This window comes from Aeromonas sp. 9A (genome assembly GCF_963900955.1).
In the GTDB taxonomy this organism is placed as follows: Bacteria; Pseudomonadota; Gammaproteobacteria; order Enterobacterales; family Aeromonadaceae; genus Aeromonas; species Aeromonas salmonicida.
This window is the reverse complement of sequence record NZ_CAWRFG010000001.1, coordinates 3,712,998-3,724,778: the sequence shown is the minus strand read 5'-3', so window position 1 is coordinate 3,724,778 and position 11,781 is coordinate 3,712,998. Positions and strand designations below refer to the sequence as shown.

12 protein-coding genes are annotated in these 11,781 nt (G+C 57.7%); 9 read left to right on the top strand and 3 right to left on the bottom strand.

Going from position 1 to position 11,781, the window contains the following annotated elements:
- The first annotated feature begins 39 nt into the window (after positions 1 to 39).
- From hemA to kdsA, 6 genes are all read left to right on the top strand, one after another.
- Positions 40 to 1,296, top strand: a complete 1,257-nt coding sequence (hemA, locus tag AACX78_RS17175) for a glutamyl-tRNA reductase (protein ID WP_005317012.1) — start codon at positions 40 to 42, stop codon at positions 1,294 to 1,296.
- Positions 1,297 to 1,349: 53 nt separating this feature from the next.
- Positions 1,350 to 2,438, top strand: coding sequence for a peptide chain release factor 1 (prfA, locus tag AACX78_RS17170; RefSeq protein WP_005317010.1), 1,089 nt, complete (start codon positions 1,350 to 1,352; stop codon positions 2,436 to 2,438).
- A gap of 49 nt (positions 2,439 to 2,487) precedes the next feature.
- Positions 2,488 to 3,357, top strand: a complete 870-nt coding sequence (prmC, locus tag AACX78_RS17165) for a peptide chain release factor N(5)-glutamine methyltransferase (protein ID WP_159166917.1) — start codon at positions 2,488 to 2,490, stop codon at positions 3,355 to 3,357.
- Between the two features lie 44 nt (positions 3,358 to 3,401).
- A complete protein-coding gene (locus AACX78_RS17160; protein WP_021140057.1) occupies positions 3,402 to 3,785 on the top strand; it encodes a SirB2 family protein in 384 nt (127 codons plus the stop codon).
- Between the two features lie 11 nt (positions 3,786 to 3,796).
- A complete protein-coding gene (locus AACX78_RS17155) occupies positions 3,797 to 4,597 on the top strand; it encodes a SirB1 family protein (protein ID WP_159166916.1) in 801 nt (266 codons plus the stop codon).
- Positions 4,598 to 4,753: 156 nt separating this feature from the next.
- Complete coding sequence (gene kdsA, locus AACX78_RS17150; protein WP_005317003.1) at positions 4,754 to 5,608, top strand: 3-deoxy-8-phosphooctulonate synthase; 855 nt, start codon at positions 4,754 to 4,756, stop codon at positions 5,606 to 5,608.
- 139 nt (positions 5,609 to 5,747) lie between these two features.
- Here the strand turns inward: kdsA and grcA are convergent, their stop codons facing one another.
- Positions 5,748 to 6,128, bottom strand: coding sequence for an autonomous glycyl radical cofactor GrcA (gene grcA, locus AACX78_RS17145; protein ID WP_005316999.1), 381 nt, complete (start codon positions 6,126 to 6,128; stop codon positions 5,748 to 5,750).
- A gap of 632 nt (positions 6,129 to 6,760) precedes the next feature.
- On the opposite strand from grcA, the gene ung reads away from it, so the two are divergent.
- Both ung and AACX78_RS17135 read left to right on the top strand, forming a co-directional pair.
- Complete coding sequence (gene ung, locus AACX78_RS17140; protein WP_005316980.1) at positions 6,761 to 7,429, top strand: uracil-DNA glycosylase; 669 nt, start codon at positions 6,761 to 6,763, stop codon at positions 7,427 to 7,429.
- A gap of 246 nt (positions 7,430 to 7,675) precedes the next feature.
- Positions 7,676 to 8,224, top strand: coding sequence for a hemerythrin domain-containing protein (locus tag AACX78_RS17135; protein WP_021140060.1), 549 nt, complete (start codon positions 7,676 to 7,678; stop codon positions 8,222 to 8,224).
- Positions 8,225 to 8,272: 48 nt separating this feature from the next.
- Here the strand turns inward: AACX78_RS17135 and AACX78_RS17130 are convergent, their stop codons facing one another.
- Complete coding sequence (locus tag AACX78_RS17130) at positions 8,273 to 8,455, bottom strand: DUF3545 family protein (RefSeq protein WP_005316976.1); 183 nt, start codon at positions 8,453 to 8,455, stop codon at positions 8,273 to 8,275.
- A 159-nt stretch (positions 8,456 to 8,614) separates the two neighbouring features.
- Entirely contained in the window at positions 8,615 to 9,565 is a 951-nt protein-coding gene (gene tal / locus AACX78_RS17125; protein ID WP_159166915.1) for a transaldolase, read from the bottom strand.
- A 742-nt stretch (positions 9,566 to 10,307) separates the two neighbouring features.
- Here tal and AACX78_RS17120 point away from each other — a divergent pair.
- Complete coding sequence (locus tag AACX78_RS17120) at positions 10,308 to 11,750, top strand: alanine/glycine:cation symporter family protein (protein ID WP_021140062.1); 1,443 nt, start codon at positions 10,308 to 10,310, stop codon at positions 11,748 to 11,750.
- Positions 11,751 to 11,781: the final 31 nt, after the last annotated feature.

The following is an 11,781-nucleotide window of genomic DNA, read 5'->3' as shown; positions in this document are numbered from 1 at the left end:
GCCTTTGCACCCAGTGTATGAAATGATCGTCGCCCACTCATGAGTTTGCTTGCCCTCGGAATCAACCACAACACCGCCAGTGTCGCCTTGCGGGAGCGGGTCGCGTTCGGCCCGGACTGCATCGATCGCGCCTTGCGTGAGCTGGTCACCCAACCCGGCGTAAGCGAGGCGGTGATCGTCTCGACCTGCAACCGCACCGAGCTTTACTGCAGCCTGGAAAAGGGGCAGGGAGAGCAGGTGCTGCACTGGCTGCAACGTTTCCACGGCCTGGATGCGGCCGAAGTGGTATCCGCCATTTACCAGCATCAGGACGAAGAGGCGGTGCGTCACCTGATGCGGGTGGCCTGCGGCCTCGACTCTCTGGTGCTGGGTGAGCCGCAGATCCTGGGGCAGATCAAGCAATCCTATGCCCATGCCCAGCAGTCCGAAGCGGTGAAAGGCTCGCTGGAGCGTCTGTTCCAGAAGTCTTTCTCCGTGGCCAAGCGGGTGCGCACCGATACCGAGATTGGCGCCAGCGCCGTCTCGGTGGCCTTTGCTGCCGTCAGTCTTGGGCGACGCATCTTCTCCGATCTCTCCCAGACCAAGGTGCTGCTGGTCGGTGCCGGCGAGACCATAGAACTGGTGGCCCGCCATCTGCGCGAGCAGAACGTCACCCGCATGATGGTGGCGAACCGCACCCTGCAGCGGGCTCAATTGCTGGCCGAGGAGTTCGGTGCCCAGGTGATGACGCTCGAAGAGATCCCGGATTACCTGCACGAGGCTGACATTGTCATCAGCTCCACCGCCAGCCCCTTGCCCATCATCGGCAAGGGCATGGTGGAGCGCGCCCTCAAGGCCCGTCGCTTCAAGCCCATGTTTCTGGTGGATATCGCCGTGCCGCGGGATATCGAGGCCGAGGTGGACGAGCTCTCCGATGCCTATCTCTACACGGTTGATGACCTGCAGGGCATCATAGAGCAGAACCTGGAGACCCGTAAAAGGGCCGCCGCCGAGGCGGAGATTATCGTGCTGGAAGAGCGCGATGAGTTCATGGGCTGGTATCGCAGCCAGCATTCGGTGGATCTGATCCGCGATTATCGTCATCAGGCCCAGCAGGTGGCCGATGAGGAATTGCAGCGCGCCTTGCTGTCCCTGCAACAGGGCGAGAATGCCGAACAGGCCCTCAAGGCCATGGCACACCGCCTCACCAACAAGTTGATCCACGCACCGACCCAGGCCTTGCGCCAGGCGGCGGCCCAGGGGGATCACCATCAGTTGTCCCGCCTGCGCCAGGTGCTGGGATTGCCACAAGAGTAATTGTTCGGGGTGGCCAGCTGGCGGCCCCTTCCTCCATCGAGAAAACAAGATTTATGAATCCGTCACTGATCAGAAAGCTGGAAGGCCTCATCGAGCGCCACGAAGAAGTACAGGCCATGCTCGGCGAGCCCGGGGTGGCCTCGGATCAGGATCGCTACCGCGCCCTGACCCGGGAATATGCCCAGCTGGAAGATATCGTTCATGCCTTCCAGCGCTTCCGCCAGGCCGAAGAGAATCTGGAAGCCACCAAGCTGATGCTGGAAGAGGATGACGCCGACCTGCGCGAGATGGCGCAGGAGGAGTTGCCGCTGGCCAAGAGCACGCTGGAGGAGCAGGAGCAGGCGCTGCAGGTGATGCTGCTGCCCCGGGATCCCAAGGATGACAACAACTGCTACCTGGAGATCCGTGCCGGTGCCGGTGGTGACGAGGCGGCCATTTTTGCCGGTGACCTGTTTCGCATGTATTCGCGCTACGCCGAGCGTCAGGGCTGGCGTATCTCCATCGTCAGCTGCAACGACGGCGAGCACGGTGGCTACAAGGAGGTAATCGCCAAGGTGGACGGCGAGCACGTCTACGGCCGCCTCAAGTTTGAATCCGGCGGTCACAGGGTGCAGAGGGTGCCCGAGACCGAATCCCAGGGCCGGGTGCACACCTCCGCCTGTACCGTCGCCGTGCTGCCGGAAGTGCCGGAAGCCGAGCAGATCGAGATCAATGCGAACGACCTGAAAATAGATACCTTCCGCGCCTCCGGGGCCGGTGGTCAGCACGTCAACAAGACGGATTCCGCCATCCGCATCACCCACCTGCCGACCGGCCTGGTGGTGGAGTGTCAGGATGAGCGTTCCCAGCACAAGAACCGCGCCAAGGCGATGTCCGTGCTGTCTGCCCGTCTGCAGGCGGCAGAGGATGAGCGCCACCGCGCGGCCGAGCAGAGCACCCGTCGCAACCTGGTGGGTTCCGGTGATCGCTCCGAGCGTATCCGCACCTACAACTACCCGCAGGGTCGCCTCTCGGAGCACCGCATCAACCTCACCCTCTATCGCCTTGGCGAGATCATGGAGGGGGATCTGGACTGCATCATCAGTCCCATGATCCAGGAATATCAGGCCGATCAGCTCGCCTCCCTGGCGGAAAACAGCTGATGCAGCCCGTTTGTGCAGATATCGCCGTCACGGCGATGGCGCGCCGTTGATGCAGATCCAGCAGGCCCGCGCCCACATAATGGCGACCCTGGCCGGGGGGGAGTCTCCCCGCGCCGACGCCGACGTGCTGCTCTGCCATCTGCTCGATTGCCGGCGCAGTTATCTGATGACCTGGCCGGAGCGCGAGCTGGATGCGGCCCAGCAAGACATGCTGCAAGGGTGGCTCACTCGTCGGCTGGCAGGCGAACCCATCGCCCATCTGGTGGGGGAACGGGAGTTCTGGTCGCTGCCGCTCAAGGTGAGCCCGGCTACCCTGATCCCGCGCCCCGATACCGAGGTGCTGGTGGAACAGGCGCTGGCACGGCTGCCCCCCAGGCCAGCCTCGCCGGATCAGGCGCCCTGCGCCCTGCTGGATCTGGGCACTGGCACTGGGGCCATCGCATTGGCGCTCAAGTCAGAGCGACCAGATGCCGATGTATGGGCGGTGGATCGGATGCCGGAGGCGGCCGCACTGGCGCGCGACAACAGCGCCGCGCTGGGTTTGCCCATCACGGTGCGCGATGGCAGCTGGTTTGAGCCGCTTTGCGATCCGCTCCTGAGTCAGGCCCCACGCTTTGAGATGATTGTTTCCAATCCGCCCTACATAGACGGTGCCGACCCTCATCTGAATGAAGGGGATGTGCGGTTCGAACCTCGTTCAGCCCTGGTCGCCGACGAGCAGGGGCTGGCGGATATCCGCCTCATCGTCGCCGGTGCGCCTGCTCATCTGTGTCCTGGTGGCTGGCTTTTGCTGGAGCATGGCTGGCAGCAGGGCGAGGCGGTGCGTCAACTCCTGCTGCAACAGGGGTTCAGCCGGGTGGAAACCGTGCGCGATTACGGGGATAACGAGCGGGTAACGCTGGGATGCCTGGCTCATTGATGGTGAATGGCGGGCCTGAGCCTGCCTTTGTTCAAGGACACGTTATGTATTTTGCTCTCAAACATCTGCATCTGGTGCTGATCGCCTCGGCAGTGCTGATGTTTATGCTGCGTTTTTACTGGGTGCAGACTGGTTCCGGCCGTGCCTACAGCGGCCAAATCATGAAGGTGAGCGGCTGGCTGAACGGGCTGGTGGTGCTCTCCGGTGTGCTGCTGTGCATGGTGCTTGATCTCAATCCACTCAACAACGGCACCCCCTGGCTCAGTGAGAAGCTGACCGCCATCCTGGTAGTTGCGTTTTTGGCCATGATGGCACTGCGACTGGCTCGCAATAACGGTATCCGCTGGTTTGCCTTCCTCGGCGCCATCGGTTGGGTCTTCTTTATCGCCAAACTGGCCGTATACAAGCAGGCCAGTCTGTTCGGTTAAGGATGATGACGATGATACGTGTAGACGAATGGACCGATTTCGAGGCCCACGACATCGCCGAGCTGGCGCTGTCGGTAAGTGACGAGATCCATGGCATCAGTGGCCGTGGTGAGGCCGAGCTGGCCCGTCTCGATGCCTGGCTGGACGAAGCAATTGCCGAGGGCAGTTGTGACGAGGTACGCCGCCAGCTGTTGCAGGGGTTCTACCAGACCCTGGGTTTTCACGGTGACTGGCAGGATTATTTTTCTGCCGCCAACTCCGATCTCGCCCAGGTCCTTGCCACCAAGCGTGGCATACCGGTTAGCCTCGGCATTCTCATCATACAACTGGGCCGCAAGCTCGGGCTGGATGTGGAGGGGATCTGCTTCCCCGGTCACTTTCTGGTGAGCTTTGCCGGCAGCGAAGGCGAGGTCTATGTGGACCCCTTCACCGGTGACGAGTTGAGCCTGCAGCACATGGAGTTGTTGCTGCGCGGTGCCCTTGGCAATCTGGCCACCCTGACCCCTGAACACCTGCAACCCTCGGGCCAGTGGGAGATAATCGAACGGCTGCTCAACGTCAGCAAAGGTGCTCTGCTGCGGGAGGATCGCATGACCGAAGCCCTGCGTTGCAGTGAGCTGTTGCTGCGGATGAAGCCGGGCGATCCCCTTGAGACGCGGGATCGGGGGTTCATCTATGAACAGCTCGACTGCCCGCGTTTCGCCGCCGACGATTTTGAATACTTTATTGAACAATGCCCGGACGATCCGGTGGCCGATGTGCTCAAGGTACAACTGGCCGCGCTGGATCTTAGCCCCAAGCCCCTCCATTAAGGATGCCCGGGAACTGAAATATCATGCCCCCCCAGCCTCTTCACTTTGAGTGATGCCTGGGAACTGAAACAGAAGAATATCAAGGCCGGTGTGCCCAGGCGCAACGGACCGACTTGGATGCAAGCCCCCAGCCTCTTCACTTTAAGGATGCCAGAGATGGAACAGAAGAATATCAAGATCAATGACATCGATGTAGCCAACGACAAACCGTTCGTGCTGTTCGGTGGCATGAACGTGCTGGAATCCCGCGACATGGCGATGGCGGTGTGCGAGAAGTACGTGGAAGTGACCAGCAAGCTTGGCATCCCCTTTGTGTTCAAGGCGAGCTGGGACAAGGCCAACCGCTCCTCCATCCACTCCTACCGGGGGCCTGGCCTGGAAGAGGGGATGAAGATCTTCCAGGAGCTCAAGGCGACCTTCGGCATGCCGGTGATTTCCGATCTGCATGAAGTGCATCAGGCCAAGCCGGTGGCCGAAGTGGTTGACGTCATTCAGCTGCCCGCCTTCCTGGCGCGCCAGACCGATCTGGTGGAGGCCATGGCCCGCACCGGCAACGTTATCAATATAAAGAAACCGCAGTTCCTGAGCCCGAGCCAGATGAAGAACATCACCGACAAGTTCGAGGAGTGCGGCAACGATCAGCTGATCCTGTGCGAGCGCGGTGCCAACTTTGGCTATGACAACCTGGTGGTGGACATGCTGGGTCTGGGCGTGATGAAGAAGAGCACGGGTGGCTATCCGGTGATCTTCGACGTGACCCACTCATTGCAGTGCCGCGATCCGCTGGGGGCCGCTTCGGGTGGTCGTCGGGATCAGGTGACCGAGCTGGCCCGTGCTGGCATGGCGGTTGGTCTGGCGGGTCTGTTTATCGAATCCCATCCGGACCCGAAAGTGGCCCGTTGTGATGGCCCGAGTGCCCTGCCGCTGGACAAGCTGGAAGGCTTCCTCAAGCAGATGAAGGCGATCGACGACCTCATCAAGGGCTTCGAGCCACTCGATACTTCCGCCTGATAGCGGCACCCGCCAGTCAGAAAATATGGAAAAGGCCTCGCGATGCGAGGCCTTTTTGTTACTGGCAACAGGTGATGGCGTACCAACAAAAACGGCCCGCGTGGGCCGTTTGTCAGTGTGCAGATTCACGCAGAGGGAATTACAGGCTCTGGGTAAAGGTGCGGGTCACAACGTCACGCTGCTGTTCCGGAGTCAGTGCATTGAAGCGCACGGCATAGCCGGAAACACGAATGGTCAGCTGCGGATATTTTTCCGGATTGGCGATGGCGTCTTCCAGGGTTTCACGGCGCAGTACGTTGACGTTCAGGTGCTGGCCACCTTCTACGGCAGGTTCAGCTTGAACCGGCAGTTCACGGTATTCGAACTGACCCAGATCAGAGAGTTTGACTTCCTGATCGGCGGCGAAGGTGTCGCCCTTGGCGCAGATGCAACGCGCTTGTTGCTTCTCTTCGTCCAGCAGCCAGAAAGAGTTCAGCAAAGCTGTGTTGGCAGACTGGGTGATTTGGATGCCCTTGATCATGGTATGACTCCTCATAGGAAAGCGGATTCAACTGTAAGGAAATTACCCTGATGTATTTAAACCACCGGGATGACTTAAAGGGCCCTTGCCTTACACCTTTACTTCGTTGGGTCATATATACCACGATGGTAATATTACGAAAATTGATCTAAATCAAGAAATATGCGTTTTGCGCAGGAGTGAAGGGATTAATTCATTGAGATTAATCAAAAATAGATCATTTTTCTGATTATGTAAGATATCCAAATTATGCATCTTTCATTAATTTAATCTAGTAATTTAACTACATCTTATTGGGTGTTCCTCCATGATTAAGGTGCTGGGCTCTCTCTTGAAGGGATAGATATTTTGGTTCATCGGCAGTATGGGTCAGGGAGCCATGACGCTGGCAAGGAGGCCTGTAGCCATTGATCTTCTCTTCCATATAGAAGGGCTGTACAGCCCGCTGGGAGGAAGCGTGACCGAGTGTGCCCGCTGACCTGCGATACCGGGGCCGGGAGATGCCCTCTGCTGCGTGTTATCACTCAAGGATGCGGCCTTGCTTGGTGGGCTCAGACGATGGCGCTACGGTTGCGTCTTGTTGTCTGGCCCCCTATCCTGAGCCCCTTGCCGTATTAATTGAGGATATTGGGGTGCGGACCTGGACAGATGTGATTGGATCAGAAAAAGAGCAGGACTATTTCAAGGCGACCCTGGCGACGGTCAGGAGCGAGCGGGAAGCGGGCAAGGTGATCTATCCTCCCGCAACCGAGGTGTTCAACGCCTTCAAGCTGACCGAGCTGGATCAGGTCAAGGTGGTGATCCTGGGTCAAGACCCGTATCACGGCCCAAATCAGGCCCATGGCCTCTGCTTCTCCGTGCTGCCCGGTGTGCGTACACCTCCCTCTCTGGTCAATATCTACAAGGAGATGCAGCGGGATCTGCCGGACTTTGTCACACCCAACCACGGTTTTCTTGAATCCTGGGCCCAGCAAGGGGTCTTGCTGCTCAATACAGTGCTGACGGTACAGGCGGGCATGGCCCACTCCCACGCCCATCTGGGTTGGGAGACCTTCACGGACAGGGTTATCGAGCAGATCAATGCCAGCTGTCAGGGAGTGGTCTTTTTGCTGTGGGGGGCCCATGCCCAGAAGAAGGGACGCTTCATTGACCGGAGCCGACACCATGTGCTGAGTGCGCCTCACCCCAGTCCGCTCTCGGCTCATCGCGGTTTTATCGGTTGCGGCCACTTCTCCGAGACCAATCGTCTGCTGTCCCAACAGGGAATGAGCCCCATCAACTGGCATTCGGTCTGCGGGTAACGGCCATAAGTGTCGCGGGCAAGCCTGCTCTGGCCACGTCATGAACGGATATTGGTGAGGGCGGCTTGCTGTCTGCATATGGGCTGAGGAACCGAATTGGCGGGTCTTGACGAGCGTAAATGGGAGGTCTGAGGCCTTGCTTGCTTGTCGCCTTCTCTGCTGTTGACTTGATTGAGTGCAAAGTTAGCGCGATAAATGACCGTATACTTCAATAAGTATCTTTCTATCTCAGCGCAAGGAGTGCTTATGTTATCCAGTCTGCACAAGGACCATCTCAATATCGCCAGGTTGCTGGAGCTGCTTAAACACAAGCTCGCCGCCATTCGCAATGAACAGCCAGTCAGCTACTTCCTGATCCGGGACGCGGTGGACTACTTGCGGGAGGTCTCTGACAAGTACCACCATCCGAAAGAGGACATGATCTACGACTACTACCTGAAATACCGGGTGGTGGAAGGGGAGGTGGCCAACAGGCTGCAGGAGGAGCACGCCAGATTATTGGGTGCCGGTGCCGAGCTCAAGGAGATGGTGGAGATGATACTGATGGATTCGGTCATTCCGCTGGATCAGTTCACCGCCAGGCTGGAGCAGTTTGTGGCGCTGCAAGAGGCGCACATGAACTATGAAGAGGCGGTCATCTTCCCTCATCTGCGTGATTCACTGACCGAGGATGACTGGCGTCACCTGGAGCAGCTCTGGCAGAATCGCGCTATCGGGGATCCCCTGTTTGGCGCCGAGATCAGCCAGCACTTTCAGGAGTTGGCCCAACGGCTCTCGCTGCCTCCCTCATCCTGAGGGCAAGGTACTCAAAAACAAGGCCCCGGTTGAACCGGGGCCTTGTTTTTACAGTTCGATCTCGTCTGAGAGACCTTCATAAGCGATGTCGATGGATTGCAGCTCCTTCTGCAGGCGATGTTTATCTTTCAACGCCTCAATCTCACGCCATTTACGTTTTTTTCCCGTTGTCCCGCGGCTACGCGAACCGAGCTCAACTACATCGTCATAATCGAAGTTGAACATTTCCATGGCTCCCTCCTTGGTTATTCTCGTTTTCATCACCCGTATAACATAACGCCATTGAAAATAAAACGTTTTCGTGACGAACTCATGACAAGGGATCAAGCGCTCATAAAAAAACCGGGCTCCCTCGCGGGAGCCCGGTTTTTGTCTGGTCCTGACGCCTTATCAGAGGCGGCTGGCCAGCATGGTTTCCAGCTTGCCCTGATCGATGGCAAACATGCGGATGCCTTCACCCAGCTTCTCGTGAGCCATGGCGTCCTGGTTCAGTTCCCAGCGGAATTCGGCCTCGGACATCGGAGTCGGTTTTGCCTTGCGCTCGCCGGTGTAGTTCAGCTTGCGCACCACGGCGCCTTCGGTTTTGCTCAGCTCTTCCAGCAGGGCAGGGCCTATGGTCAGACGGTCACAACCGGCCAGTTCCAGGATTTCGCCGGTGTTGCGGAAGCTTGCGCCCATGACCACTGTCGGGTAGTCGTGCTGCTTGTAGTAGTCATAGATGGCGGTGACGGAGACCACGCCCGGATCTTCGCTAGCGGTGTAGTCACGGTTGTGCTTGGCTTTGTACCAGTCGAGGATGCGGCCCACGAACGGGGAGATCAGGAAAGCACCGGCTTCGGCGCAGGCGCGGGCCTGAGCGAAGGAGAACAGCAGGGTCAGGTTGCACTGGATACCCTCTTTCTCCAGTACCTCGGCGGCACGAATGCCTTCCCAGGTGGAGGCCAGCTTGATCAGGATGCGATCGTTGGCGATGCCCGCTTCGTTATAGAGACGGATCAGTTTGCGGGCCTTGGCGATGCTGGCTTCGGTATCGAAGGAGAGACGGGCATCCACCTCGGTTGAGATGCGACCCGGAACGATTTTCAGCACTTCCAGGCCTATGTTGACCGCCAGCTTGTCGCCCGCGTCGATGATTTGCTGTGCCTTGTCCTGGCTCTGGGATTTGGCCCAGCTGATGGCGTCTTCGATCAGTGCCGCATATTCGGGGATCTCGGATGCCTTCAACACCAGGGACGGGTTGGTGGTGGCATCGATGGGCTGGTAGCGCTTGATGGCTTCGATATCACCGGTATCGGCGACAACTGTGGTCAGGGCTTTCAGCTGGGTTAATTTATCGGCCATGGCAAATATCATCTCTTTATGAGGGCGCACTCTCTTGGTGAGGGCGCAGGCTCTGGGGTGGCGGGCGTGAGACGACCATTCTGAAATAAAATTACAAAATCACGGCGACTCAGGCTCAGAAAAGCACGATGGGGGAGGCCCATCGCCACTGCCTGCCTAATTAATACGGATGTGGCTCATCCTGCAATAGGGTGGCTTGTATGCTTATCATCCAATGGTCGCCAGCGGTGGGAAGTAGTGGGTGAAAGTAGTTGATTAAAAACGACTTTTATCCATTTTTCGTGAGCGGTTTTATCCCCTGATAAAAACAACTTTTTTAGTTGATTATCGGTTTTGTGTAGTCGATCACATAAATTGTGTGGTTAGCTACTTGAAATTTTATTACGTGTAAAACGTTTGGCGAAGCAGCCCCATTTTGAAAGCCATTTTAGGTAAACGCTTGCGCAATAGTTTGCCTCCTGGTGAGCACGGCTACCTCTATGTGGATAATTGCCAAAATATGCTCTTTTGGGTCTAATTTGTCGCCTGATAAATTTGACTCTCAGTTTTGTTGAAACTTTGCGTGTTAAATGAAGCTTTATTGCGTTGAAACGCTCGTTTTTTGTTTCTGTAGTGATCGGGATCACTATTCTGAACTCCCTCGCTATGCTAGATTCCGCCCCTTTAGTGAAACGCTAATTCAGAAATAGACAGAAAGGGGTCAGCGCAGACTGGCCATGGATGTGATAACAACGAGAGAAATATGGACACCTTGATCGCAATGCTAAACGACCTGATGTGGGGAGCTGTGCTCATCTACCTGCTGATAGGGGTCGGCATCTTCTTTACCTTCCGCCTGGGTTTTATTCAGGTTCGCCACTTCGGCCACATGTTCTCCGTCTTGCGCAATAGCCGCAAATCAGACAAGGCCGGCATCTCCTCCTTCCAGGCACTCTGTACCAGCCTTGCCGCCCGTGTGGGCACCGGCAACCTGGCCGGTGTGGCCGTTGCCATCTATCTGGGTGGCCCGGGCGCCATTTTCTGGATGTGGCTGATCGCCTTCATTGGCATGGCGACGGCGTTCGTAGAGAGCACCCTGGCCCAGCTGTACAAGGTGAAGGATGAAGATGGCAACTATCGTGGTGGCCCTGCTTACTACATGGAGCGCGGTCTCGGCATGCGCTGGATGGGGGTGCTGTTCTCACTCTGTCTGATCCTGGCGTTCGGTCTGGTGTTCAATGCGGTGCAGGCCAACTCCATCAGTCTGGCGATGAAGGTAGCGTTCGGCATTCCTGACTGGGTCAGCGGTTTGACGCTGGTGGTGCTCTCCGGCCTCATCATTTTTGGCGGCATTCGAGGCATAGCCCGCTTCGCCGAACTGGTGGTGCCCTTCATGGCACTGGCCTACATACTGCTGGCATTGTTCATAGTGGCGATGAATATCAGCGAATTGCCCGGTGTGTTCTCCCTGATCATCAAGTCTGCTCTGGGTATCGAGCAGGTGGGTTCCGGTGCCATGGGTTATGCCATCTCCCAGGCGATGATCAACGGCATCAAGCGTGGTCTCTTCTCCAACGAAGCCGGTATGGGCTCAGCCCCGAACGCCGCCGCGACTGCGACGCCCTATCCGCCGCACCCGGCCTCGCAAGGGTATGTGCAGATGCTGGGGGTCTTCATGGACACCATCGTCATTTGTACCTGTACTGCCGCCATCATACTGATGTCCGGTCAGTTCGAACCCGGCTCGGGTATAACCGGTGTCGAGCTGACCCAGCGTGCGCTCTCCTCCCAGATTGGCAGTAGCGGCAACATCTTTATCGCGGCAGCCATCTTCTTCTTCGCCTTTACCTCCATAGTGGCGAACTACTCTTACGCCGAGACCAATCTGGTGTTCCTGGAGCATAACCACAAGGGCGGCCTGATGCTGTTCCGGATGTTCGTGCTGGGCATGGTGATGTTCGGTTCAGTGGGTGAACTGCCGACCGTATGGGCCATGGCGGATGTCTCCATGGGATTGATGGCCATCGTCAACCTGGTGGCTATCCTGCTGCTCTCCGGCGTGGCCATCAAGCTGGCCAAGGATTACAACGATCAGCTCAAGCTGGGCAAACTACCCACCTTCGATGCCAACAAATACCCCGAGATCCGCAGCCAGCTGGAAGAAGGGATCTGGGACAACCCGGCCCAGCACGGCAAGCAGCTTTAAACCCTGCGCAGGTCAGTATGGGATGATAAAG